18 protein-coding genes are annotated in these 26431 nt (G+C 69.3%); 12 read left to right on the forward strand and 6 right to left on the reverse strand.

The features are described from left to right. Positions 1-7: 7 nt before the first annotated feature. The 5 genes from AOZ06_RS11260 to AOZ06_RS11280 all read left to right on the forward strand — a co-directional run bounded on the left by AOZ06_RS11260 (position 8) and on the right by AOZ06_RS11280 (position 13389). Complete coding sequence (locus AOZ06_RS11260) at positions 8-6838, forward strand: diguanylate cyclase domain-containing protein (protein ID WP_054289390.1); 6831 nt, start codon at positions 8-10, stop codon at positions 6836-6838. 141 nt (positions 6839-6979) lie between these two features. Further along, positions 6980-11950, forward strand: a complete 4971-nt coding sequence (locus tag AOZ06_RS11265) for an NAD-glutamate dehydrogenase (protein WP_054296571.1) — start codon at positions 6980-6982, stop codon at positions 11948-11950. 19 nt (positions 11951-11969) lie between these two features. After that, a complete protein-coding gene (locus tag AOZ06_RS11270) occupies positions 11970-12404 on the forward strand; it encodes an acyl-CoA thioesterase (protein ID WP_054289391.1) in 435 nt (144 codons plus the stop codon). Next, a complete protein-coding gene (locus tag AOZ06_RS11275; protein ID WP_054289392.1) occupies positions 12397-13047 on the forward strand; it encodes a DUF8010 domain-containing protein in 651 nt (216 codons plus the stop codon). Before AOZ06_RS11270 ends, AOZ06_RS11275 begins: the two co-directional genes overlap by 8 nt. 60 nt (positions 13048-13107) lie before the next feature. Next, positions 13108-13389 (forward strand): hypothetical protein, encoded by a 282-nt coding sequence (locus AOZ06_RS11280; protein WP_157232969.1) that lies wholly within the window; start codon positions 13108-13110, stop codon positions 13387-13389. 7 nt (positions 13390-13396) lie between these two features. Here the strand turns inward: AOZ06_RS11280 and AOZ06_RS11285 are convergent, their stop codons facing one another. From AOZ06_RS11285 to AOZ06_RS11295, 3 genes are all read right to left on the reverse strand, one after another. After that, on the reverse strand, positions 13397-14950 hold the full coding sequence (locus AOZ06_RS11285) for a glycoside hydrolase family 13 protein (RefSeq protein ID WP_236952181.1): 1554 nt from the start codon (positions 14948-14950) through the stop codon (positions 13397-13399). A 69-nt stretch (positions 14951-15019) separates the two neighbouring features. Beyond that, positions 15020-15403 carry a globin gene (locus AOZ06_RS11290; RefSeq protein ID WP_054289395.1) on the reverse strand — a complete coding sequence of 128 codons (384 nt, stop codon included), beginning with the start codon at positions 15401-15403 and terminating at the stop codon, positions 15020-15022. Positions 15404-15415: 12 nt separating this feature from the next. Further along, positions 15416-16381 (reverse strand): mechanosensitive ion channel family protein, encoded by a 966-nt coding sequence (locus AOZ06_RS11295; RefSeq protein ID WP_063810019.1) that lies wholly within the window; start codon positions 16379-16381, stop codon positions 15416-15418. A 172-nt stretch (positions 16382-16553) separates the two neighbouring features. On the opposite strand from AOZ06_RS11295, the gene AOZ06_RS11300 reads away from it, so the two are divergent. The 3 genes from AOZ06_RS11300 (at position 16554) to AOZ06_RS11310 (ending at position 18855) form a co-directional block, all read left to right on the forward strand. After that, positions 16554-17246: an HNH endonuclease gene (locus tag AOZ06_RS11300; RefSeq protein ID WP_236952183.1), complete on the forward strand. Its 693-nt coding sequence runs from the start codon at positions 16554-16556 to the stop codon at positions 17244-17246. Between the two features lie 867 nt (positions 17247-18113). Next, a complete protein-coding gene (gene ctaJ / locus AOZ06_RS11305; protein ID WP_054289397.1) occupies positions 18114-18362 on the forward strand; it encodes an aa3-type cytochrome oxidase subunit CtaJ in 249 nt (82 codons plus the stop codon). After that, complete coding sequence (locus tag AOZ06_RS11310; protein WP_054296573.1) at positions 18349-18855, forward strand: DUF5130 family protein; 507 nt, start codon at positions 18349-18351, stop codon at positions 18853-18855. Before ctaJ ends, AOZ06_RS11310 begins: the two co-directional genes overlap by 14 nt. 96 nt (positions 18856-18951) lie before the next feature. Here the strand turns inward: AOZ06_RS11310 and pepN are convergent, their stop codons facing one another. Beyond that, positions 18952-21522 carry an aminopeptidase N gene (gene pepN / locus AOZ06_RS11315; RefSeq protein WP_054289398.1) on the reverse strand — a complete coding sequence of 857 codons (2571 nt, stop codon included), beginning with the start codon at positions 21520-21522 and terminating at the stop codon, positions 18952-18954. Between the two features lie 89 nt (positions 21523-21611). Between pepN and AOZ06_RS11320 the strand changes: the two genes are divergently transcribed. Together AOZ06_RS11320 and AOZ06_RS11325 are read left to right on the forward strand one after the other, a co-directional pair. Further along, the gene (locus tag AOZ06_RS11320) at positions 21612-22232 is read left to right on the forward strand and encodes a DsbA family oxidoreductase (protein WP_054296574.1); all 621 of its coding nucleotides are present in this window, start codon (positions 21612-21614) and stop codon (positions 22230-22232) included. A gap of 85 nt (positions 22233-22317) precedes the next feature. Next, entirely contained in the window at positions 22318-23748 is a 1431-nt protein-coding gene (locus AOZ06_RS11325; RefSeq protein WP_054289399.1) for an aldehyde dehydrogenase family protein, read from the forward strand. Here AOZ06_RS11325 and AOZ06_RS11330 read toward each other — a convergent pair. Then, complete coding sequence (locus AOZ06_RS11330) at positions 23720-24403, reverse strand: MBL fold metallo-hydrolase (protein WP_054289400.1); 684 nt, start codon at positions 24401-24403, stop codon at positions 23720-23722. The two genes, AOZ06_RS11325 and AOZ06_RS11330, sit on opposite strands and share 29 nt — an antisense overlap. Next, the gene (locus AOZ06_RS11335) at positions 24400-25089 is read right to left on the reverse strand and encodes a 2-phosphosulfolactate phosphatase (protein ID WP_054289401.1); all 690 of its coding nucleotides are present in this window, start codon (positions 25087-25089) and stop codon (positions 24400-24402) included. The genes AOZ06_RS11330 and AOZ06_RS11335 overlap by 4 nt, the downstream gene beginning before the upstream one ends. A 42-nt stretch (positions 25090-25131) precedes the next feature. Here AOZ06_RS11335 and AOZ06_RS11340 point away from each other — a divergent pair, with 42 nt between their 5' ends. Both AOZ06_RS11340 and AOZ06_RS11345 read left to right on the forward strand, forming a co-directional pair. After that, positions 25132-25599: a ribose-5-phosphate isomerase gene (locus AOZ06_RS11340; protein ID WP_054289402.1), complete on the forward strand. Its 468-nt coding sequence runs from the start codon at positions 25132-25134 to the stop codon at positions 25597-25599. A gap of 12 nt (positions 25600-25611) precedes the next feature. Continuing rightward, complete coding sequence (locus AOZ06_RS11345; RefSeq protein WP_054289403.1) at positions 25612-26421, forward strand: Fpg/Nei family DNA glycosylase; 810 nt, start codon at positions 25612-25614, stop codon at positions 26419-26421. Positions 26422-26431: the final 10 nt, after the last annotated feature.

A 26431-nucleotide genomic window follows, 5' to 3' on the forward strand; every position in this document is an offset into this window, starting at 1 on the left:
CGCACCGGTGACGGCGGGCAGAAAGGGATCTTGGTCGGACGGCGGGTCAACGGACGGCGAACTGCTCGCCGCCACCGCCGACCGGCTGAGGTGGCACGCGCCTGAGCTCACCTTGATCTTCGCTCGGCAGGCGGCGACGCGTGCCGACGAGATCAGGGACGCAGCGCTGGCGTTGCGCGCCAAGTCCCTTGTGGTCGCTGCCCTGGTGCGCCTGGGCAAACACGCCGAGGCCGTCGAACCGGCGGTGTCGACACTGCGGGACGCGGAGACCGCGGGTGACCGCGAGATCGCCGGGGCGGTCAGGGTCGACCTGGCGGCCAGTACCCGCGCGGTCGGGCTGACCGGCAGTGCTTTCGTGATCGTGCGTCCGATTCTGGAAGGGAGTGATGCGCGGCCCGCGGTGCGGGCGGGTGCCCTCGGCGAGATCGTGGCAGGCCTGGCGCAAGCCGGGCGGCTCGAGGTCATCGACGAGGTGCTCTCGGAAGCCGACCGCTTGTACGCGGCCGACGACGTGCTCAGCGGCGACGTCCGCCGTGTGCTGCGTGCCCTGTTGTGCGCGCGGATCGCGTCCTTCCGGCGCCGGTGGGGCAATCCCACCGGTGCGATGGCGGCGGCGACGGAGGGCATGACCCTGCTCGACGGTTTGGCCGACCCGGCGACGGACGCCGGGCAGGCACGAGCCGAACTGGGCCTGGAGATGGTCTGCGCACTGCTGGACGCCGGTGAGGAAACAGCGGCGCTCGGCCAGGCAGAGCAGACACTGAGCCAACCGGTGCGGGCCGCGTCGGCTGCCGCGATCGGGCGGCTGATGCTGATCCTCGCGACCAGAGTGCACTTCCCGGCGGGCCGTCCCAAGGAAGCGCAGGCCCTGCTCGCGGAGATCGTGCGAGTGGCCCACCGGCACGAGCTGGACGGTCTGCTCGCCGACGTGCTGACCGCACTGGCATCGGCGCAGGAAGCAGACGGAGACCTCACCGAAGCCCTGAACTCGTTGCGCTCGGCACACGCCGCGGAGCAACGCAGGCTCAGGTCGGACACCCTAGCCAGGCTGATCATCCTCGAGGAGCTCGGCGCGGGAACCAGGCTGCCCGACGACACCGAGGCCCTGCTGCGCAGAGTGGTGCGGACCCCGGCAAGGACGGCGTCCGACCTGTCGGGCACGGACCTCGGCAGCCGCGAAGCGGCCAGCAAGGAGATGTCCGGCAGAGAACTGGCGGGCCGGGACATCGGCCCGGGCCCACGACCCCGTCCAACCCGGGGAATGGGTACCTACGACAGCGTGGGCTACGAACGAACAGGCCAAGGCACCGAAAACTACGACTGGGCAACCACAGCCAGCCAGGCGTACTCAGCCGCCGAAGCGAGCGCGAGCCAGCGCGCCACAGCGACCGGCCAGGACTACGACCTTGGCGCGACCTACTCGGGCAGCCAGGGCTATGACCTGGAGGGCTACCCAACCGTGGGCGGGCTGGGCGCGGCCTACGGCTCAGCAGCCTATGGCTCATCGGCCTATGAAGCAGCGGGCTACGAAACAGCAGGCGGGGGCGAGGGCGGGGAGGGGGGCGGGGGCGGGGGCCCCGAAAAGACAAGAACATCCGGCCGCGCAGGCGGTGAGAAAGGCAGCAGCCGCCGCCACCAGGACATTCTGGGCCGAGAGCTGGCTGGCTGGGAGATGGTCGCAAGGGAACGCGCGGCCATGGACCTCGCCGGGCAGACCCGCGCCGGCTCCGACCTGGTCGCCGCTGACCGCGCCGCACCCGAATGGGCAGGCTCGGACCCCAGCGCCGCGGGCCGGAATGCCGAGGGCTGGGCGGACACCGCCGCGGACAGGAAAGCCGCGGACAAGAAAACATCGGACTGGGCCGATACCGCGGCCGACAGGGGCGTGCCCGAATGGGCCGGTGCCGATCCGGCAGCCGTGGACAGGGTTGCCAGCAGAGCGGCCGTGGACCGTGCCGCGGTGGACCTGGCCGCCATGGATCTGCCCACTGTGGACTTGCCGACCGTGGACCCGCCCGGCACAGCGGAGTCAACCAGCGACGCGGAGTCCCGGCCTAGCTGGGCCGCGTCCGCTGAATCGCAGCCGGACTGGTCGGCCGCGGCCAGTGAGGCTCTCGCGGCCAGCGCCGCGATCGCGGCAGCGACCGGTGCGGACGCCGAGGACCAGTTGAGCCGTCGGAAAGGCAAGCGGTCGGCGGACGCGGACAAGCCCAAGTGGCCGGATTCGGCGCAGAACGAGCGCGACGAGGAAACCGGCCTGCTCAACCGCCAAGGCCTGCGTCGCAGGCTGGCCGCGGCACGCCGCCAGGCCAGGCCGACCGCGCTCACGCTGGTCCGCCTTGAGCCGAGTGGGGAGGCCGAGCCGGACCCGGAGCCGCGCAAGAAGGACCCGGACAGCACTGACCGGTTCAGCGCGGCCCTGATCAAGGCCATCGACACGGCGGGCCGGATCCCGCCCGAGATCGATCCGGACGTGCTGGCGTCACTGGCTGACCACGTCCGGGACATGGCGCCGGACGACGCGGAGCTCGCCCGCCCGGACGAAGGTGAACTCGCCGTGCTCATGCCGGACACGACGAGGGACGAGGCCGAGCAGTTCGCAGCCACGCTGCGGGAGACGGTGTCGGCTTCGGACTGGGCCCCGCAGGACCCGGCGCGGGGCGTCAGCGTCAGCACAGGCGTGGCCCAGTACCAGGAGGGCACGAGCGAGGACGCGTTGCTCAGCGCCGCGCGTGAGGCGCTGACCAGTGCCGATCACGATCAGGGGCAGGACCGGCCGGACTGGCAGTCGGTCGAGCCGGTCTACGATTTCCCGCCAGTCGACAGCGGTTACACCTACATGGAGGGGTACACGGGATTGTCCAGCGACGGCCCTGACCAGGAAATGGCCGAGTATCTCGCTGGGTTCCCGTTACCGGATGTCGGCGGGAAGTGGCCGTCGGCCGAGGACGTCCCACTCCCCGGGCACGACGCCGCTGACGCGGGTGATGACGGTGAGGAAGGCCGTTCGGTTCTCGACCGGCTCGACATCACGCGAGGCAGCGGCGGGCGCAGGCGTGCTCAGGACGAGTTGCGGCGAGGTCAGTCCGCGGACTTCGACCAGTACGCGATCAACCAGCCGATGCGGACCTACAGCAACACGGGTGACGAGATCCTGGCAGCGGCGGAAGAAGCGGAGCGCGCCTCGATCCCGCTGCCGCCGGACCCGGACGAGGTCCCGACGCCGCCGGAGGGCCCGGAGATCCCGGTACCGCCGGACCCGGACGTGGATCCGGAACCGAAGCCGGGGCGGCGCAGGCGATCGCCGGTACCCGCTCAGCCGGACGAGGACCCGGATGCCGAGCCACGGCCGAAGCCGGGCCGGAACTTCCCCCTGGGGCCGGACATCCCAACACCGCCAGGCCCGGACACGGACCCAGACCCACGCCGCCGCCGCTGGACATCGGAGCTGGACCCGGAAAACCCCCGCGCCCGCCGCCGAGCACTCCCACGCGACCCAACTCGTCGCGCAGTGGATCCGGACGACGAAGAACCAGAAACCGAAACCGGAACAGAACCGGCAGGCCGCCGCCGCATGCCGGAAAAAGACGACGAGAAGACGCCAACAGGCAGGCGCCGCATGCCGGAACCCGGAGAAGAACAGGAAACCCCGGCACACCCCGCGCGAACAACGACAGCGACGACAGCGCCCACCCCCACCGGCCGCCGCCGCATGCCGGAAAAAGCAGAAACCCCCGAAACCAAAACCCCCACAACCCTCCACGGAAAACCGAACTCCGAAAAGGACACAGAAGCAAAACCCCGTGCCGCAGCGCCAGGCGAGTCAACAGGCCGCCGAAGGATGCCGGAAACCTTCGACCGTGACACGCCGCCTGGCACACCGGAGATCGTTGATGGGCGGAGGGCCCAGGATTTCTCTGGCCGCGATGACTCGGCCGGTGAGCCGGAAACTTTTGGCCGCAGGCGAATGCCGGAGTCGCACGACCCGGCCGGGTTGTCTGGCAGGTCGGAACCGGCAGATCGCCAAAGAGCGACGGAACTCCGTGCCCGCAACGAATCGCTGGGCGAGCCGGAGTCGGCAGGTCGTCGAAGGATGCCGGAAACCTTCGATCGCGGCACAGCGCCTGGCGCACTGGAGTCCGCTGGTGGGCGGAGGGCGCAGGATTTCTCTGACCGCGACGATTCGGCCAGTGGGCCGGAAGCTCTCGATCGCGGCACGCCATCCGGCGCGCCGGAGTTCGTTGGTGGGCGGAGAGCGCGGGAGCCCTTCGATCGCAACGAATCGACCAGTGAGCCGGAGACCGTTGGTCGTAGGCGAATGCCGGAGTCGCACGACCCGGCCGAGTTGTCTGGCAGGTCGGAACCGGCGGATCGCCAAAGAGCGACGGAACTCCCCGTCCACAACGAATCGTTGAGTGAACCGGAGTCAGCAAGCCGTCGAAGGCCGCCGGAAACCTTCGATCGCGACGATTCGACCGGTGAGTCGGAGACCGTTGGTCGCAGGCGAATGCCAGAGTCGTACGACCCGGGCGAGTCGCCTGGTATGCCGGAACCGGCAGGTCGCCGAAGGATGCCGGAGACCTTCGATCGCGGCACGCCGCCTGGCTCACCGGAGTCCGCCGGTGGGCGGAGGGGGCAGGGTTCCCTTGACCGCGACGAGTCGGTTGGTGGATCGGTGTCGGCAGGCCGTCGGAGGTCGGCCGAGGCCAGCGTCCGCACTGAGGCGTTGGGCGAGTCCGAGTCTGTTGATGGGCGGGGAATCTCCGAGTCTTTCGGCCGTGATGGGTCGCCGAGGGGTGGGGAGTCTGCTGGTCCGCGACGGGGCGATCGCGATGTGTCGCTCGACGAGCTGGAATCCGCTGGTCGGCGGAGGATGCCGGAGTCCGGGGAAAGCCCCGAGCCGTCCGTGTCCGCTGGGCGCAGGCGGGTGCCGGAAGCCCCTGCTACCGGCGACCCGGCTGACCAGCGCTCCGCAGGCCGTCGCCGGACGTCAAACTCGGAAGACGAATCACCCCGCGCCGCAAGGGAAAGCGCGGAGTCCGCGGGCCGTCGCCGAGCGCCGGAGGCCGAGTCCAACGATCCGTCGGCGTCCGGTCGACGTGCACAACCCCAGCCATGGCCGGGCTATCAAGACCCGATGCCCTCAGTCGATGCCGAGGCTGGAACGGTCGGTCGACGCAGGAAACCCGACTCTGCGGCCGAATCCGGCAACGTGGACTTCTCGCTTACACCAGAGGTCCCGGCCGCCTCGGCACCTGACTGGCCGAGTGACCCCCTCGGCCTGGACGCGATCTTCGCCGAGCAGGACAAGCCACGTGACCTGCCGTCCGCAGGTGACGAAGGTGGCCGCCGTCGCAGGCCCGAGCTGCCGACACAGGACGATGTCAGGACAGCCGACGAGAAATCGGACCCCCTCGGCCATGAGGCGCCCCTCGGTGGGGAAGCACCGCAGACCGAACGTGAATCCCTTGGCCTGGAAGCAATCCTGGGCGAACCGGTCAACCCGCACGGCGAAGCTCAGCAGCCAGACGAGACCACCCCAGCACGCCGGAGTGGCCCACGAGGCGGATCAGGTCCTCGCAGGAATCTCTCGGAGATAGCGGACGGCTTCGAAGAAGCCGCCCGTCGGCGAACATCCCCGGAAGCGACCGCTCGACGCAGGACAGCGGAACCAGGCAAACCCCAACCAGCCCCTCGCGGCACACACGCCGAGACAACGGCGCGGCGGAGGTCCGAGGACTCAGACGACGAGTTCACGACGAGCGGCCGCCGTGGTGAGTCGGACCAAAGCCGCGGGTTCACCGACACGTCCGACTCGGGGCCGGTGGCGCGCGATTCGTCAGACCTGACGACACACCAACGGTTCGCTGACTTCGAGGATTCCTCAGAGCCGACCCGCCGTGAGGCCCAAGGCGCGGCCACCGACGACCTCGAGCCGGCTGGTCGTCGCGGTGGTCCTGGTGAGGCGACTGTCCGGCGTGAGTTCGCTGCCGTCGATCGCGCTGATGGCGTCGAAGACGTGACTCCACGCCGCCGTTTCGAAGACGCAGGCGAACCCGGGGCGAAGGGCCGTCCCGGCGAGGCCACTGTGCGGCGGGCCCGTCCTGGTGAGGCCACTGTTTTCCAGCGGCAGTCCGATTCACTCGACGGTCTCGCCGGTGACTCCGGGCGCCCTGCTTCCCTGCGCCGGACGTTGGACACTGAGCTCGTCGGGCCGGGCAGCGCGCCGTCCGGGGCTGCTGCCCGCCGTGGTGAGCCGGGGGGTCCGGATGGTGGGAACGCGCCGCCGCCTCGGGACAGCGGCCTTCCGCCCGAGCAGTCCGGTCCGGTCGACCTCGATGACTTCCCGCGTCGCCGCCCTGTGCCGCCCGTGCCTTCGCCGCCTGCCGCTGCCGACCGTGAGGTTTTCTCCTTGGGGCCCGACGGTATGTCGCGGCGCCGTCAAGCCACCGCGCCAGAACGGAGTTCACCCGTTCCGGGGCACCGTCCCGACTCCCCTCCTCCTGCTGAACCGGTTGAGGAAACGATTCAGAGCGACGAGCCCGCCGCCGCTGCCCCCGTTGACGAGTTGTCCCGCCGCAGGCAGTCGGAAAGGCAGGAACGGCAGCGCAGAAGGGCCGAGCAGGCCGCCGACAATGCTTCCGACGACCGGCCGAGCCGGCTTCGCCGCCGTGAGCGGTCCGACCTCAAGCTGGCCGATTTGCTCGCTGAAGCGCTTGTCGCGTACCAGTCGTCGACGGCTGAGTCCGCCGGCGAAGACATTCTGTCCGCTTACGAGGATCTCGATGCCCCGCGGGCCGGCGACAGCGAGCGCCATAGGGGTGAAACCGGCTATTGAAGCCCCCTGGATGAACATCAAATCCCACTGGTGGTTGCATGGCACGCAAGCGCGGCCAACTAGGGTTGAGCCGCAGCAGGCACAACAATCTGGCACAACGAAGTGCCGCGCAGGGTGCCGATGAGCGTGGAGCCGCAGAACATGACCTCGACTGGAGTCCAGTCCCATCCGAACACCGTCGCGGGGAAGGCCGTCACTCCCGCCAGCCCTGAGCAGATCAGGGACGAGCTCGTGGCCAGCGCCGCGGGATCGGCCCCGGAGATCGCCGATCTGATCCGGCTCTACTACCGCTACGTGCCGCCGGAGGAAGTCATCGACTTCGATCCGGCCGACCTGGTCGGTGCCGTGCGCGCGCACCTCGACCTGGCCGCGCAGCGGGTGCCCGGCCGCCCGGTGATCCGCCCGATCAACCCGACGGCCGAGACGGACGGCTGGTCCACCACCGCGACCGTCATCCAGATCGTCACGGACGACATGCCGTACCTCGTCGAAAGCGTCAGCGCCGAGCTGGTCCGCAGCGGCGTGCAGGTTCAGCGCGTCGTGCACCCCATCGTCGTGGTGCGCAGGGACGTCGCTGGTGCGCTGCGTGAGGTCCTGCCGACCGCCGACCCTGGTGCCCCGCCCGCGGACGCGCTGGCCGAGTCGTGGATGTACATCGAGATCGACCTGGTCACCGACCCCGACCGGGGCCGGGCCATCGCCAACGGTCTCGACTCGGTGCTCAACGACGTCCGTGAGGTCGTCGAGGACGCCGCCAAGATGAGCGGCCAGGCCCGGCACCTCGCCGACCAGCTGGAAGCCGACCCGCCGCCGCTGGAGCGCACGGACGTGCAGGACGGCATCGACCTGCTGCGCTGGCTCGCCGACGGGCATTTCACCTTCCTGGGTTACCGCCAGTACGAGCTCGTGCACGGCGACGGCGACCCCGCGCTGAAAGCGGTGCTGGCCTCGGGTCTCGGTGTGCTGCGGCAGGACAGCCTGGCCGCGCGCAGCCTGACCGCGGGCCCCGACTCGATCGTGGCGAACGCGCTGGCGCCGAAGCTGCTCGTGCTCACCGAGGCGAGCGCACCGTCCACTGTGCATCGTTCGGTGTACCCGTACTACGTCGGTGTGAAGACGTTCGACGAGAACGGCCAGGTCACCGGCGAGCACCGGTTCCTCGGTGTGTTCACCACGACCGCGTTGCACGAGAACGTGCTGGACATCCCGGTCGTCGAGCGCCGGGTGCGCGAGGTGATCCACGAGGCCGGTTTCCCGCTGGAGTCGTACTCCGGCCAGCGGATGCTCGAGGTGATCCAGAACTGGCCGCGGGCCGAGCTGTTCTCCTCCACCGCGGAATCGTTGTACGCCACCGCGACCGGCGTGATCGCGCTGGCCGACCGGCGCAGGCTGCGGCTGTTCCTGCGCCGCGACCCGTACGGCCGGTTCTACTCGTGCTTCGTGTTCCTGCCGCGTGACCGGTACACCACGACCACCCGGCTGGCCATGCAGGAAGTCCTGCTGGAGGAGCTCAACGGCGCCAACCTGGAGTACAACGCGCGCATCGGCGAGTTCTCGCTGGCGCAGGTGTACTTCACCGTGCACACCGATCCGCAGCAGCAGATCGAGCCGGACGTGCAGCGCATCCAGGAGCGGCTGACGCTGGCCATCCGCAGCTGGGAGGACCGGATGGCCGAGGCCGTGGTCGCCGAGCAGCGGGAGAAGACCGGCAACGGCACCACCGGCGTGCTGTCGATCGGCTCGGAGTCCGCCTCGCAGCAGGGGCAGCGCCTGGCGCACGTGTTCCCGGAGGCCTACAAGGAGGACTTCACCGCCACCGAGGCGTTGCGGGACCTGCGCAGGCTCCAGGCGCTGGGCAACGTCGGCGACATGGACATCCAGTTCTACGTCCCCGAGGACGCCAAGCCGGGGGAGCGGCGGTTCAAGCTGTTCCTCTGCGGTGACGGCCTCACCCTGTCGCAGGTGCTGCCCGTGCTCACGGCGATGGGCGTCGAGGTGATCGACGAGCGCCCGTATGAGCTGCGCAGCGACGGCGACGTGGCCTGGTGGGTGTACGACTTCGGTCTGCGGATCGACCCGTCGGTGCTGGAGCACCGCTCCGACGAGGACGTGGCGGCTGCGAAAACCCTGTTCCAGGAGGCGTTCGCGGCGGTGTGGCGCGGCGACGCCGAGGTCGACCGGTTCAACGCGCTGGTGCTGCGTGCGGGCGTCAGCTGGCGGCAGGCCACGATCCTGCGCGCCTACTCGCGGTACCTGCGGCAGGCCAGCACGCCCTACAGCCAGGAGTACATCGAGGACACCGTCCTCAAGCACACCGAGGTCGCCACGGCGCTGGTGAAGCTGTTCGAGACCCGGTTCGACATCGGCACCGACGAGCAGACCCGCCTGTCGAGCCTCAAGGCGCAGGTCGAGGAGATCGCCGGGATGATCGACGAGGTCACCAGCCTCGACGAGGACCGGATCCTGCGCAGCATCCTGACGCTGATCAACGCGACGCTGCGGACCAACTACGCGGTCAGCGACGCCGAGGGCAACTCGCGCCAGTACCTGGCGTTGAAGCTGGACCCGCGTGCGGTGCCGGAGCTGCCGCAGCCGCGGCCCCGGTTCGAGATCTTCGTGTACTCGCCGCGGGTGGAGGGCGTGCACCTGCGGTTCGGGTCGGTGGCGCGCGGTGGCCTCAGGTGGTCCGACCGCCGCGAGGACTTCCGCACCGAGATCCTCGGCCTGGTCAAGGCGCAGGCGGTGAAGAACGCCGTGATCGTGCCGGTCGGCGCGAAGGGCGGGTTCGTGGTCAAACGGCCGCCGGCGCCGACCGGTGACCCCGGTCTGGACCGCCAGGCGCAGCTCAACGAGGGCATCGCCTGCTACCGGATGTTCATCTCCGGCCTGCTGGACCTGACCGACAACCTCGAAGCGGGCAAGACCATCCCCGCGCCGCAGGTGGTGCGCTACGACGGCGACGACAGCTACCTGGTGGTCGCGGCGGACAAGGGCACGGCGACGTTCTCCGACATCGCCAACGAGGTCGCGGGCGACTACGGCTTCTGGCTCGGCGACGCGTTCGCCTCCGGCGGTTCGGTCGGCTACGACCACAAGGCCATGGGCATCACCGCGCGCGGCGCGTGGGAGAGCGTGAAGCGCCACTTCCGCGAGCTCGGCGTGGACACGCAGACCGAGGACTTCACGGTCGTCGGCATCGGTGACATGTCCGGTGACGTGTTCGGCAACGGCATGCTGCTGTCCGAGCACATCCGCCTGGTCGCCGCGTTCGACCACCGGCACATCTTCATCGACCCGAACCCGGACGCGGCCACGTCGTACGCCGAGCGGCGCCGCATGTTCGACCTGCCGCGGTCGTCGTGGGACGACTACGACCGGTCGCTGATCAGCAAGGGCGGCGGCATCTGGCCGCGGTCGGCGAAGTCGATCCCGCTGTCCGACGAGGTCGTCGCCGCGTTGAGCCTGCCGGAAGGCACCGCGAAGCTCTCGCCGTTCGAGCTGATGAAGGCGATCCTGCTGGCCGAGGTGGACCTGCTGTGGAACGGCGGCATCGGCACGTACGTCAAGGCGTCCACCGAGTCGCACGCCGAGGTCGGCGACAAGGCCAACGACTCGCTCCGCGTGAACGGCGCCGACCTGCGGGTGAAGGTCGTCGGCGAGGGTGGCAACCTCGGCCTGACCCAGCGCGGCCGGATCGAGTTCGACCGGCTCGGCCGCGGCGGCGAAGGCGGCAAGGTCAACACCGACGCGCTGGACAACTCCGCCGGTGTGGACTGCTCCGACCACGAGGTCAACATCAAGATCATGCTCGACCACCTGCTCACGGGCGGGCAGCTGACCGGGGCGCAGCGCAACGAGCTGCTGGCCGAGATGACCGACGAGGTCTCCGGCCTGGTACTGGCCGACAACTACCGGCAGAACGCGATGATGGGCGTCAGCCGGGCGCACGCCAAGCCGATGCTGTCGGTGCACGCCCGCCTGGTCGCCGCGCTGGACCTGGACCGCGAGCTGGAGGCGTTGCCGACCAAGCAGAAGTTCCGCGAGATGGAGAAGATCGGCCAGGGCCTGACCTCTCCCGAGCTGGCGACGCTGCTCGCGCACGTCAAGCTGAACCTCAAGGAGCAGCTGCTGGCCAGCGAACTGCCCAGCCAGGGCGTGTTCGCCGCGCGGCTGCCGGAGTACTTCCCGAGCCAGCTGCGGGAGCGGTTCGGCGACGCGATCGCCGCGCACCCGCTCAGCCGGGAGATCACCACGACGTTGCTGGCCAACGAGGTCATCGACGGGGCGGGCATCACGTACCCGTTCCGGCTGGCCGAGGAGATCAACGCGTCGGCGACCGACGCGGTGCGCGCGTTCGCGGTCGTGACGAAGGTCTACGACCTGCCGGAGATCTGGCGGGAGATCGACGCGCTGGACAACCGGGTGCCGACCGAGATCGCCGACCACATGGTCCTGGAGACCCGGCGGCTGCTGGACCGCGCGTCGCGCTGGTTGCTGTCCAACCGGCCGCAGCCGCTCGCGGTCGGCGCGGAGATCAACCGGTTCGCCAAGGTCGTCAGGGTGATCGCGCCCAAAGTCGGTGACCTGCTGCGCGGCGAGGCCAAGCAGACGGTCGAGCGTGACACGGCGTGGCTGGTCGACAACGGTGTGCCGGAGGCGCTGGCCAGGCGGATCGCGGCGCTGCTGGACGCGTACGGCCTGCTGGACGTGATCGAGGTGGCCGAGCTCGCCGAACGCGAGGCCGGTCTGGACATGGAACGCAGCCCGCTGGAGACCGCGGAGCTGTACTACGCCATGGCCGACCACCTCAACGTGGACCAAGTGCTGACGTTCATCAGTGGCCTGGAGCGGGGCAACCGCTGGCATGCTTTGGCACGGCTGTCGTTGCGTGACGACGTGTACTCGTCGTTGCGGTCGATCACGCTGGACGCGTTGCAGCACAGCGACCCCGGTCAGAGTGCGCAGCAGAAGATCGAGAACTGGGAGAAGGCGAACGCGTCGCGGCTGGCGCGCGCCCGCACAGCGCTCGACGAGCTGCGGCAGTCCGCCGCGCGGATGGACCTCGCCATGTTGTCCGTGGCGGCACGCCAGATCCGCAGCATGATCCGCTGATACAGCAGGGAGGTTCGCGGTGGGCGTCTTCTACGCGACAGTGTGGCCGCGCTGGTCCGACATGGATTCGTACCGGCACGTCAACCACGCGCAGACGATCACGCTGCTCGAGGAGGCACGGCTGCAGCTGTTGTACGGCGAAGGCGCCCGGCACGGCGCGGACCTGGTGGACGGCGGCCTGGTGGTCGCCCGGCTGGAAGCGGTGTACCAGGCGCCGCTTTTCGTCAACGGCAACCCGTTCCGGGTGGGCATGTCGATCAGCCGGTTGCGGGTCGCCGACTTCACCATCCACCAGGAAGTCCACTGTGGACCTTCGGAGGGTGACAGGGTGGGCGTCGTCGCGGACGTCACGCTGGCACCGTACGATCTGGAGAACGAGCGGCCGAGGCGGTTGACCACGGCGGAACGTGACTTCTTGGCAAGCTGGCGGTCCGGGGGCGACGAGGGTGTCTGAGCTGATCTTCGCTGATTCGCACGAGCGGGACGACCTGGGCGCGTTCGTCGCCAGGGCCGTCCGGCTCGACGGCGACTCGGTGGTCCGGCTCAAAGCCCGTACCAGCGCCAACACCGGCGAGGACCTGATCGACGCGTGGGTGGCGACCCCGTTCGACGTGCTCGCCACCCGTACCGTGCGCGGTTCGATGCAGCCGGCCGACGTGACGGTGTCGGCCAACGAGCTGCTCGCGGGCCTGGCGATCGTGCGCGGCGAGACGGTCGACCCGGGCTTGCCGCGTGACCTGCTGTGGCGGTCCGCGCTGCCACCCGGCCAGGGCTGGCAGATCATCGACCAGCTGCCCGCCGAGGTCGTGTCGTCGCTGGCCGACAAAGGCCTCACGGTCGCGCGGGAGAACCCCGGCCCGCACGGCACGCCGCCCGCGTCACTGCTCGACCAGACGGTGCTCACGGTCAGCAGCGACGGCATGGAGATCAAAGTGCCGCTGCGCTGCCTGTTCGCGATGTCCGGCATGGGGTTCCTCGGCAACGAGGGCCCGGACGAGCAGGTGCGGGTGACCGCGACGGACTCGTGGCTGCGCATCGACGCCCGGTTCGGCGCAGTGGTACGGCGCAGGCACGCTCTGTTGCCGCTGCTGGTCTGACACCGTTCGTTCGATACTCGTAAGGAGCAATCGGGCGGCTGGCAGGGCATGCTGTGTGGCATGACCGAGAAACCAGCGGCCGGGAAACCGGACGAGCCCGATCCGGCGAAGCAGTGGCTGGCTGAGACGTTCCCCGACCCGGAGCCGTGGCCGGAACCCCGCGCCCACGACCCGGCACACGACCAGCCGTCCGTCCAGCAGCTCAAACACACCCGGCTCGGTGACGGCCTGCGCGGCGCGGCGACGCTCGCGGCGGGCCTGTACGTCTACGACGCGCTGACCGACGACTCGGGCGACGCCGGAGCCACCGACCTGGGCGGCGACTTCAGCGCGGGATCCTGACAGCCGGTCAGACCAGCCAGACCGCCGCGTCCGGGGGGAGCTGGCCGTCCACGAGCGGGAGGCTGGCCAGCAGCACCTCGCCCGGCGGCACCGGGACGGGCGCGGGCGACGTGTTCAACGCGCAGATCAGCCCGCCGCCTTTGCGGCGGAACGCGAAACACCCGGCCGGGGCGCCGTACCACTCGATCTCGGTCCCGGCGAACGCCGGATGCGTCTTGCGGATCTCGATGCCGTGCCGGTACAGCGACAGCGTGGAGTCCTCGTCCTCGAGCTGCGCCTCCACCGTCAGCGGCGCCCACTCCAGCGGCATCGGCAGCCACGTGTCGGCGGTCGTGGAGAACCCGTACGGCGGCTCAGATCCCTCCCAGGGAACGGGAATCCGGCTGCCGTCACGGCCGCGCTGCGTGTGCCCCGACCGCTTCCAGATCGGGTCCTGCAACGCCCACTCCGGCAGTTCGACAGTCGCCAGGCCCAGTTCCTCGCCGTTGTACAAGTACACGGACCCTGGCAGCGCCAGCTCGACCATCGTCATCGCGCGTGCACGGCGCACGCCGAGTTCCCCGTCGCCGTATCGCGTCACGTGCCGTACGACGTCATGGTTGGACAGTGTCCACGTGGGCGTGCTGTCCCCGGCCGCCCGCAAGGAGCCCTCGATGGCCGTGCGGACCGCGTCGGCGTCGAAGTCCGCGCCCACGAGCCTGAAGTTGAAGCCGAGGTGCAGTTCGTCCGGGCGCACGTACCGGGCGAACCGGTCGTCGCCTTTCACCCAGATCTCGCCGACCGCCATGGTGTCCGGGTAGCCGTCGAGCACCTTGCGGATCATCCGGTGGATCTCGTGCACGCCCTCGTTGTCGAACCTCGGGTCCACGGCGTTGTCGTGCAGGATCCCGGATCCCTGCGCGATCACCGACGGATCCATGTCCGGCAACGACTCCGGCTTGGCCATGCCGTGCGCCACGTCGATGCGGAACCCGTCGACACCGCGGTCGAGCCAGAACCGCAGCGTGCGCTCCAGGTCGGCGGCCACTTCCGGGTTGGCCCAGTTCAGATCCGGCTGTTCGGGCGCGAACAGGTGCAGGTACCAGTCGCCGTCGGGCAACTGGGTCCACGCGGGCCCGCCGAAGATGCTCGTCCAGTTGTTGGGCGGGTACGCCCCCTGCCGGAACCAGTAGCGGTCGCGTTCCGGCGAACCAGGTCCTGCCCGCACCGCCTCGGCGAACCAGGGGTGCTGGTCGCTGGTGTGGTTGGGCACCAGGTCGATCGTCACCCGGATGCCGCGCTCGTGTGCCTCCGCGACCAGCAGGTCGAACTTCTGCAGGTCCCCGAAGACCGGGTCGACGTCACGCGGGTCGGCGACGTCGTAACCGTGGTCGGCCATCGGGGAGGTGTAGAACGGCGTCAGCCACAGGGCGTCGACGCCGAGCAGTTCCAGATAGCCCAGCCGAGACCGGATCCCGTCGAGGTCACCGACCCCGTCGCCGTCCGAGTCGGCGAAGGATCTGACGTAGACCTGGTAGAAAACCGCGTTCTGCCACCAAGGTCCGTCGGCGTGTGTTGGCACGGTGGGTAATCCTGCCATCGTGGAGGGCTGGTTCGAGGAGGAAAAGCGCTAACTGTTCGGCAAGATCACTCAGGTCCAGCTGTTGAGCAGGCTGTTCGCCGCCATCTCGAGGTAGTTCCACAACTGTGCCCGGTGTTCTTCCGACAGCCCGGCCTCGTCGACCGCGATCCGCATGCATCTCAGCCATGCGTCGCGCTGGATCGGCCCGACCTGGAACGGTGCGTGCCGCATCCGCAACCGAGGGTGACCGCGGTTGTCGGAGTACGTGTGCGGACCGCCCCAGTACTGCATCAGGAACAGCCGCAACCGCTCCTCGGCCGGGCCGAGGTCCTCCTCCGGGTACATCGGTCGGAGGATCTCGTCCTTGGCTACCTCGGCGTAGAACCTCGCGACGATCCGGTGGAACGTCTCTTCGCCGCCGACGGCCTGGTAGAAACTCTGCGCCTGCGTCACAACACCATTGTCCTACTTCTGCTGGCCGTAGAGACGGCCGAGGGGCGGTTCGATGCCTGCTTCCTCCAGCGCCGGGATGATGCGCGCGCGCAACGCGCGCTGCACAGCCCACTGCCTGCCCGCGCGGACCTTCACCGTCAGCCGTACGGTGATGCTCTCCGGTGTGACTTTGTCCACACCCAGCAGCTCTGGTGGCTCCAGCACGTCCTCGGACACCGGCGCGACCGCGACCTCGTCGGTCATGATGCGCCTGATCACCTCGGTCGCGGACTCGATGTCCGCGCTGTAGGCCAGCGGGATGTCCACCACGGCGACCGCGAAACCCTGGCTGGAGTTTCCGACCCGGAGGATCTCGCCGTTGCGCACGTACCAGACCGTGCCGTTCACGTCGCGCAGCGTGGTGACGCGCAGCCCGACGGATTCGATGGTCCCCGTCGCGGGGCCCACGTCGACGATGTCGCCGACGCCGTACTGGTCCTCCAGCATCATGAACACGCCGGACAGGAAGTCCTTGACCAGGTTCTGCGCGCCGAACCCGATCGCGACACCGACGATCCCGGCCGAGGCGATGATCGGCCCGAGGTCGATCCCGATCTCACCGAGGATCAGGATGAACGCCAGGCCGTAGACCAGGAACGAGACCAGCGACTTCATCACCGAGCCGATGGTCTGCGCGCGCTGCTGGCGCCGCTCGGAGACCAGCGCGCCGACGGCCTGCGGGGCCCGTTCCTTGAGCGGCCGCAGGAGCCGGGGGGTCTTGCCGTTGCTGGCGCCCTTGGCGAGCCGGTCGATGGTGCGCCGGGCCATGAAGCGGATGACGAACGCCACCACCAGGATGATGAGGATCCGCAGCGGCGCGTTGGCCAGCCAGTGCACCGCCCCCGCCACCCAGGAGTTGTCGGTCATCTGGAACACCGCCTTGCACAGTGTTCCGTCCTCTTTCACACAGGTGGGGGGCTCGAGACCTAGGGGATTCATCGATCCGATCTTGCGGTGGGGGACTGGGGCTTGCGCCAGGCTAAAGCGCGGGCGTTCAGCACCCGTTCACGGGGGTTTTGACGATTCGGGACGTGACACGTATGGCAACACACGTGCGCGAGGGGTGTGGTTTGTGGTCGACTATGGCCTGCACCCCGGTGGAGGTGGTCGCGTGCTCGACCGAAAACCGACTCCGATCAGCGGCGCGAAACCCGGTGCAACCGGCACCGTGAACGCGTCGCTGACAACGCTGCACCCGCAACTGCCAGTGGCGGAGCAGCGCACGGCGTCGACCGTATCGACGGGACCGCCTGCGTTCCCGGAACCCATGGCGGCGCCGGTGGCGCCGTGGGGCCGGCGCAGAGTCCTGTTACTCAACGCCACGTTCGAACCACTCACCGCGTTGCCGCTGCGGCGAGCAGTCGTACTGGTGGTCTGTGGCAAAGCTGAGGTCGTGCACGGCGATCCGACCGGAATCGTGATGCATTCCGCCACGTCGGGCGTGGAGATCCCGTCGGTGATCAGGCTGAGCAACTACGTGCGCGTGCCCTACAGGGGGCGTGTGCCGTTGACTCGCGCCGGCTTGATGCACCGTGACCGCTACAGATGCGCTTACTGCGGCGGTCGGGCGGAAACTATAGATCACGTCGTGCCGCGCAGCCGCGGGGGTCCCCACACGTGGCAGAACTGTGTGGCCAGCTGCGCGAGGTGCAACCACAAGAAGGCGGACAAGCTGCTGAGCGAGCTGGGCTGGCGGCTGAGGGTCGTGCCCGCGGCGCCACGCGGGCCGCACTGGCGCCTGCTCGCTGGAGTAGCCGACGCCGATCCGCTCTGGCTGCCCTACCTGGGCGAGCCGGCCGCCTGACCCTTCCTGGCAGACGCTCAGGGGGTGACGCGAGTACCCGCGGTGACACGAGTCCCGCGGGTGACGCGGGTGCCCCTCGTGACGCGGGTGCCACGGGTGACGCGCGTCCCGGAGGTCACGCGAGTGCCTTCGCGAGTGACGCGGGTACCGGCGGTGACGCGGGTTCCTTCACGGGTGACCCGGGTGCCCTCACGGGTCACGCGGGTACCGGCCGTCACGCGGGTGCCTTCTTCGCAAGTGACGCGGGTACCGGCGGTGACACGGGTACCTTCACGCGTCACGCGGGTTCCTTCACGGGTGACACGCGTACCCGACGTGACCCTGGTGCCGCGGGTCACACGAGTACCCCTGGTGACGCGTGTGCCGCAGGTCACGCGCGTACCTTCCTCAATAGCCGTGACCCGTGTTCCGCGGGTGACGCGAGTGCCACGAGTGACGCGCGTGCCGGCGGTAACTCGGGTTCCCTCGGCGTACCCATCACACAATGCAGCGAACAGAGCGTCGACGGTCGCCTGATTGGGGGTCGTCATCGTGGTCATGTCGGGGCCTCCTCGTGACTCAAACGTGAGAAGTAGTGCTTCGGGCGGGTCCGCAAGGTCCGTACAGGTGAAAGTTATGGGGGTTCGGCAAAACCCGCAAGCCGTCAAGAAGGTCCAACCGTTCGGTTTGGGATCGATACGTCCGTTCGCCGCTGACTGCTCATCCGGGTGCGGGACACGGGTGGCAGGCACATGGCTCATACGGGTTACCAGAACCGCAGGACAACAAACTGTCCGGAGTCGGAACACTCCCACTGAGTGACACGCCCACTTGGGCGTTCGCGGGGTCAACTCTCCCAAGTGGAGGGGTGTCGGCTACCGTTGACGGGTGAGCCCGGTCGAGACAATTCTCGTCTTCGTAGTGATCCCGGCGGCCATCTACGGCGTCGTGGCGTTGCTGACGCTGCGCGAGCGTGCCGCCAAGACCCCGAGGTACCGGCCAGGGCAGGACTGGGACTACCCGCCTGTCTGGTGGACCGCCAACCCCGCGGGGGTGGCGCAGCCGGCGCACTCGACGGATGAAGACTCCGCGCAGTCGGCGCGGACCGCTTGGGGAGGTGCCCGTGGCAGCTGGTGAGGTCGTCAAGGCCGGCCCGGCCGTCATCGACGAGTCGCAGCTTCCGGAAGGCACGGTCGTCACGAACACCGGACGGCTGTCCATCGCGCGGCCCTACGAGGAGGCCACGCCTCCGTTGCCGTTCACGCCCGTGCAGCTGTCCCGGTTGGACGAGGCGCTGACGCTGGCGTCCCGCGCGGCGAAGCTGGCCTTCAGCGTCTACCTGGGACCGCTCGGCGACGGCGCCACGCCCGACACCAGGGCGGAAGCCGAGCGCATGCACGCGACCAGCGGCGACGTGAGCAACTCCGTGCTGATCGCGGTGTCGCCCGGGCAGCGCGTGGTCGAACTCGTCACCGGTGAGGAAGCCTCCCGCCGCCTGCCCGACCGCGGCCTCAAACTGGTCGTGATGGCGCTGGTCGCGTCCTTCAAGGAAGGCGACCTGGTCGGCGGTCTCGTCAGCGGCCTGCGGATGCTGGCCGACCAGGCAGGCACCCCAGTCCACCCCTCGTGAGTGGTTCGGCCGGTTCTAACCGGCCGAACCACTCACGACGTTTGCCAGCCGAACTGATGGTCTCGGGGGTGGTCCGGCCCTAACCGGACCACCCATTCATGAAGAGGCCTGCTGGTCGAACTCGCGAGCCGCGAGCGCCCGCACGATGCCTGCCCGGCCCTCGGAAACCAGGCGCCGCAACGCGGGCGGCCGCTCCTGCGCCAGCCACGCGTCCGCCACCTCGACCGTGCCGCGGTCCACGTGCCACGCCGGGAACAGGCCCAGCACGACCGGCTGCGCTCGCTCGCTGGACCGCCGCTCCCACACTCCCGCGACGTCCTCGAAGTACTTCTCCGCGTAGGACGCGATCAGCTTCTTCTGGCCCGGGTGGGAGAACCCGGCGATGATCGCCTCGTTGACGGCGTTCGGCAGTTCGTCGTCGTGCACGGCCCGCTGCCACGCCTCAGCTTTGGACTCGGCGTCCGGGCGCAACGCCAGCGCGCGTTCCGCGTGCCGCTTGCCCGTCGCGGTCGAGTCGCGCTCCAGTTCTGCCTCGACCTCGTCGGCCCCGGCGACGCCGTGCGCGACCAAAGTGGTCAGCAGCCGCCACCGCTGGTCGGTGTCCACGACCAGGCCGTCGAGCGGCGCCGAGCCGTCCAGCCAGCCACGGACCAGCGCGACCTTCTCGTCGTCGAGGACGGACGAAGCCAGCGCCGAGACGAACCCGAGCTGGTGGTCCGAACCGGGGGCCGCGGCGAGCACGAGTTCGACCAGCCGGTCGGTGAACAACCGCCAGCCCTCCGGCGCCCACGCCGGGTCGGCGTACGAGGACAACGCGGTCTGCGCCTGCAGCAGCAGCCGCTGCACGACACCGATCTCGGTCTCCGCGGCCACGCCGCTGATCACCAGCGACACGAAGTCACGGGCCTTGAGCTCGGCCTCGCGCGTCATCTCCCACGCGGCCGACCAGCACAGCGTGCGCGGCAGCGGCTCGGCGATGTCGGAGATCCGGTCGATCAGGGTTTCCAGCGAGCTGGGGTCCAGCCGCATCGTGCAGTAGCTCAGGTCGTCGTCGTTGACCAGCACCAGCTTGCCGCGCGGCACACCGGTCAGCTCGGGGATCGCGGTGCGCTGACCGTCCACATCGGCTTCCACGCGGTGTGTGCGCACGAGTTTGCCGTCCACGTCGTCGTACACGCCGACCGCGACCCGGTGCGTCCGCAGTTCACCCGCGCCCGGCTTCGCGCCGCCCTGCGTCACGGCGAACTCGGTGAACTTGCCGTCCGCGTCCACCTTGAACGACGGGGTCAGCGAGTTCAGGCCGGTCGTCTCCAGCCACTGCGCGCTCCACCACGACAGGTCACGCCCGGACGCCTCCTCCAGCGCGCCGAGCAGATCCGCCAGGGTCGCGTTGCCCCAGGCGTGCTTGGCGAAGTACACCCGCAGCCCGGACAGGAAGTTGTTCTCGCCCACGTAGGCGACGAGCTGCTTGAGCACCGACGCGCCCTTGGCGTACGTGATGCCGTCGAAGTTGACCTCGACCGCTTCCAGGTCCTGGATGTCCGCGGCCACCGGGTGCGTGGACGGCAGCTGGTCCTGGCGGTAGGCCCACGACTTCTCGATGTTGGCGAAGCTGGTCCACGCGTGCTTGTACTCGGTCGCCGACGCCTGCGCGAACACGCTGGCGAACGTGGCGAACGACTCGTTCAGCCACAGGTCGTCCCACCAGCGCATGGTCACCAGGTCGCCGAACCACATGTGCGCCATCTCGTGCAGCAGCGTCTCGTTGCGCCGCTCGTAGAGGTAGCGGGTGACGCGGCTGCGGAAGACGTAGTCCTCCAGGAAGGTCACGCAGCCCGCGTTCTCCATCGCGCCGGCGTTGAACTCCGGCACGAACGCCTGGTCGTACTTGCCGAACGGGTACCGGACGCCGAAGTTCTTGTGGTAGAAGGCGAAACCCTGCTTGGTCTCCTCGAACAGCCGCTCGGTGTCCAGGTGCTCGGCCAGCGAGGCGCGGCAGTACAGGCCGAGCGGGATGTCCTCCTCGCCCGGTTCGCTGTACACGTCGCGCCATTCCGCGTACGGGCCCGCGACGATCGCCACCAGGTAGGTCGACATCGGCTTGGTGGTCTCGAAGACCCGGGTCACCGCGCCGGAGCCGGTCGGGGACTGCGAGGCGATCGCGGAGTTCGACACGACCTTCCAGTCCGACGGCGCGGTCACCGTCAGCTGGTACGTGGACTTCAGGTCCGGCTGGTCGAAGCACGTGAACACGCGCTTGGCGTCCGCGGTCTCGAACTGCGTGTACAGGTAGACGCCGTTGTCGACCGGGTCGACGAACCGGTGCAGGCCCTCGCCGGAGTTCATGTAGCGGCAGGTCGCCTCGACCACGAGCTCGTTGGTCCCGGCCAGGTCCGGCAGCGTGATCCCGTCGTCCTCGCGGTAGCCGGACACGTCCAGCTCCACTCCGTTGAGTGTGGCGCGCGTCACCGACTCGGCGACGATGTCGATCCACGACCCGGCGCCGGTCTCGCGGCTGCGGAACCTGACGGTGGTGCGTGAGGTGAAGGTGCCCTCGCCAGGCTGGCCCGCGCCGTCGGTCAGGTCCAGCGCTATCGCGTAGGAGTCGACCTCGAGCAGCTCGGCGCGCTGCTGGGCTTGGGTTCTGGTCAGGTTGGGGGCGGCCACTGATCACCTCAGGTTCGACGGGAAGTTGACAACGGTATCCAATCACGCCCGTCGGGAAGATGTTGACGGCCGATCCGGTTGTGCAGGTCATGAGCGCTGACCAGAAGACCGCGACGAAGGTCGACTTCTACTTCGACCCGGTGTGCCCGTTCGCGTGGATCTCCTCCCGCTGGATCCTCGAGGTGGAGAAGCACCGCGAGATCGACCTGAGGTTCCGGGTGATGAGCCTCTCAGTCCTCAACGACGGCCGCGACCTGCCCGAGGACTACCGCAAGCTGCTGGACAACGCGTGGGGCCCGGTCCGCGTGGCCATCGCGGCGGCGCAGGCCAAGGGCGAGGATGTGCTGCGCGACCTGTACACCGCGCTGGGCACCAGGTTCCACAACGAGGGCCGCAAGGACTACGACGCGGTCATCGCCGAGGCGCTGGCCGAGGTGGGTCTGCCCGCGGAGCTCGCCGAGGCGGCCGGCTCCACCGACTACGACGAGGCGCTCCGCAAGAGCCACCACGAGGGCATGGACCCGGTCGGCATGGACGTGGGCACCCCGACCATCCACATCGACGGTGTCGCGTTCTTCGGACCGGTGCTCACCAGCATCCCGCGTGGCCAGCAGGCGCTCGACGTCTTCGACGGGGCCCGGCTGCTCGCGAGCTACCCGGACTTCTACGAACTCAAGCGCACTCGCTCGGGTGAGCTGAACTTCAACTGAGTTACCGGCGAGTTACCCGGCGTTCTAAGGTCGGTGGTGTCCGCGCGAACAAGTCCCGGCACCACCGACCTTGAGGGAGCAACCCATGGCGGCCCCAGTCACCACCCGCACCGGTCACGTGATCGACGGCCAGCAGCTGGACGGCGGGCCGGACACGATCGACGTGGTGAACCCCGCGACGGACGAGGTGATCGCCGCCGTCCCCGCAGGCACCGCCGCCGACGTGGACGCTGCCGTGCGGGCGGCGTCCCGCGCGTTCACCGGCTGGTCGCGGACATCGGTCGAGGATCGGGTGGCGTTGCTGCGGCGGATCGGCACCGAGCTCGGCGCGCGGCGCGACGAGATGGCCGCGACGATCACCGCCGAGATGGGCTCGCCGCTGTCGTTCTCGGTGAACGTGCAGGCATCGCTGCCGATCGCGGTCACCAACAGCGTCGCCGACCTGCTGGACGGCGGTTTCGCGTTCAGCGAGGAGATCGGCAACTCGCTCGTGCTGCGCGAACCGATCGGTGTCGTCGGCTGCATCACGCCGTGGAACTACCCGCTGCACCAGATCGTGGCCAAGATCGTCCCGGCGCTGGCGGCGGGCAACACGGTCGTGCTGAAGCCCAGTGAGATCTGCCCGTTGACCGCAGGCCTGTTCATGGCCGTGCTCGAGTCGGCGGGTGTGCCCGCCGGTGTGGTGAACCTGGTGCACGGCACCGGCCCGGTCGTCGGCGAGGCGATCGCGGCGCACCCCGGCGTCGACATGGTGTCGTTCACCGGCTCGACCCGGGCGGGCAAGCTCGTCACGACCGCCGCCGCGGGCACCGTCAAGCGCGTGTCTCTGGAACTGGGTGGCAAGTCCGCCAACGTGATCCTGGACGACGCGGACCTGGGCGCGGCCGTGAAGAAGGGCATCGCGAACGCGTACATCAACGGCGGCCAGACGTGCACCGCCTGGACGCGCATGCTCGTGCCCGCGGACAAGCACGACGAGATCGTCGAGCTGGCCGCCGCGGCAGCCGCCAAGTACACCGTCGGTGACCCGAACGAGGACAGCACCCGCATCGGGCCGATGTCCTCCAGCGCGCAACGCAACCGTGTCCTCGGCTACATCACCAAGGGCATCGAGGAAGGCGCGACGGTCGCGTTCGGCGGCGAGGACGTGTCCGGGCTGCCGCCGAAGGGCGCGTACGTGCCGCCGACGGTGTTCGCCGACGTGCGCCCGGACATGACCATCGCGCAGGAGGAGATCTTCGGCCCGGTGTTGTCGGTGCTGCCGTACCGCGACGAGGACGAAGCCGTCGAGATCGCCAACTCGACCGTGTACGGCCTGTCCGGCTCGGTGTTCTCCGGCGACCCGGCGCGCGGCCTGGCGGTGGCCAAGCGGATGCGCACCGGCCAGGTCAGCATCAACGGCGGCTCGTTCAACCCGCTGGCCCCGTTCGGCGGCTACCGGCAGTCCGGCAACGGCCGTGAGCTCGGCAAGTACGGCATCGAGGAGTTCACCGAGCTGAAGGCCATCCAGCGATGAGGACTTCCCGCTGCCCGGCGACGAACTTCGCGTCGACCGGGTCGCCGTGCCCGGGGACCACGGCGACGGGATCCAGTGCCAGCAACGCTTCCAGCGCCGCGGGCCACCGGGTCACGTCGCCGTCCCCGAACGAGTCGCCGATGTAGTGCGGGTGCTCGACCAGGTCGCCCGCGAACACCGTCCGCGTGTCCGGGACCTCGATCACGGTGTCGCAGAACGAATGCGCCGGGCCGAAGTGACGGAGTACGACCTTGCGCCCACCGAGCTCGATCCCGGCTTCGCGGGCGAAGGTCCTCGTCGGCGTGACGAGCTCGGACTCCGCGATCGCGGTGGCGAGTCCGGGCTTCCCGTCGTCGCGATAACGCTGGGCCCAGGTCGTGCGCTCCCCGGGATCGAACCGGAAGTTCTCGTTCGCCCACACCTCGCACGGCAGCAACGGGCCGGTGCCGTACCAGTGGTCGAAGTGGTTGTGCGTGTACACGACCTGCCACGGCTTCGGCGTGACCTGCCTGATCGCGCGGGCAAGCGCGGCGCCTTGGACGTGGTCGCCGGGGGTGTCGACCACCAGGCACTCGTCGTCGCCGACCACCAGACCCGTGGTCAGGTCGAGCTCCTCGTGCCGGATCGCGAAGACCCCGGCGGCGACCTCGATCACTGGAACACGCCGCTCACCAGGGTCGGCGTGGCCTTGCTGACGTTGACCTGGCCTGCCAGCGCGATGTCCTCCGACAGCCCCTTGTCGCCCAGTTCCAGGCCGGAACCGCAGCCGCCCAGCAACTCCGCCAGGTACGGCTCGGCCGTGCGGTACGAGGTCGCGGCGAACGCGGCCTCCGGCGAGGCCGGGCTGTAGCCCTCGGCCAGCAACGCCGACACGATCGCACCCGCGCCGATGTAGTCCTCCAACGCCACCCGCAGCGGACCGGACTTCCCCCGCTCGTGCATGCTCACGCCCCACTGCTCACCCGCCGGGATCACCCCGATCGGGCCGCGGTCAGCGAGGTCGATCGCCTTGTCGGCGACCGCGGCGGCGTTGCGCAGACACCCCGCCATCACCGTGGTCCGCTGCGCGGCCCGCTCGCAGAGCCTGCCGCCGTTGGGGGAGGTGAAGGCGATCTCGGTGCCCGCTTGGACGGACTTGAGGTCACTTGGACGCCGCAGACCGGTCGTCTCCGCCGACGGCGCCCGCAGCGCCAGCCGCGCGCCCTGCCCCACGATCAGATCGACCGAGGTCGTGAAGCTCAACACATCCACGACGATCAGTACCGTGCAGTGCTGGGCCAGCGCGTCCACGCCTTCGATGCCCCATTCCAACCGTACGCCGAAGCCGTCCTGAGTGAACATGCCCCAAGCCTGCCACGCCCTGTCCATGGCACACTTCGGCGCGTGCGTGTGTATCTGGGAAGTGACCATGCCGGTTACGAGCTGAAGTCGTATCTGGTCGACCACCTCAAGCAAGCCGGCCACGAGGTGATCGACGTGGGCCCGCATGCCTACGACGCGCAGGACGACTACCCGCCGTTCTGCATCGAGGCGGCGCGCCGCGTCGTCGGTGACGAGGGCAGCCTCGGCGTCGTGATCGGCGGCTCGGGCAACGGCGAGCAGATCGCGGCCAACAAGGTCGAGGGCTGCCGCGCCGCGCTGGCGTACACCGTGGAAACCGCGAAGCTGGGCCGTCAGCACAACAACGCCCAGATCGTCGCCGTGGGTGCGCGGATGCACACCCCCGAGGAGGCGGCCGGGATCGTGGACGCCTTCCTGGCGACGGACTTCGAGGGCGGCCGCCACCAGCGCCGGATCGAGCTGATCCTGGACTTCGAGCGCACGGGCAACCCGCCCGCGCTGCCGGAGTAGACTGCTTGGCAAATGCCTGAAGGTCATACGCTGCACCGGCACGCCCGGATGCACCACCGTCGCTATGCGGGTCACCCCGTCGCGGTGTCCAGCCCGCAGGGCCGGTTCGCCGCCCAGGCGTCCATATTGGACGGGCGGAAACTCGTGCGCGCGGAAGCGCATGGCAAGCACCTGTTCCACGTGTACGGGCCCGACGCGGTCGTGCACATCCACCTCGGCCTGCTCGGCATCTTCGGCGAGCACAAGCTGCCGCTCGCCGAGCCGGTCGGGCAGGTCAGGATGCGCGTGGTCGGGCGTACACATTGGACAGACCTGCGCGGCCCGAACGCGTGTGAGCTCTGGACGCAGGACCAGGTGACGGCGTTGCGCGCACGGCTGGGCCCCGACCCGCTGCGCCGCGACGCCGACCCGGACAAAGCATGGCAGCGGATCTCCCGCTCCCGCGTGTCGCTGGCGGCGCTGCTGATGGACCAGGCCGTGATCGCCGGAGTCGGCAACGTCTACCGCGCCGAAGTCCTGTTCCGGCACGGCATCCCGCCGCTGCTGCCAGGCAGGCAGCTCGACCAGACGCTGTACAAGGAGATCTGGGACGACCTGGTCGACCTGATGAACCACGGCGTGAAGGCGGGCCAGATCGACACGGTCCGGCCCGAGCACATGCCCGAGGTGATGGGCCGCGAGCCACGCAAGGACGCGCACGGCGGCGAGGTCTACGTCTACCGCCGCGACGGCCTGCCCTGCTACGTCTGCGCGACCCCGGTGGCCAAGGCCGAACTGGCCGGGCGCAACCTGTTCTGGTGCCCCACCTGCCAACCGGAGTAACGCTTTTCGG

It is taken from the genome of Kibdelosporangium phytohabitans (assembly GCF_001302585.1).
Classification (GTDB): domain Bacteria; phylum Actinomycetota; class Actinomycetes; order Mycobacteriales; family Pseudonocardiaceae; genus Kibdelosporangium; species Kibdelosporangium phytohabitans.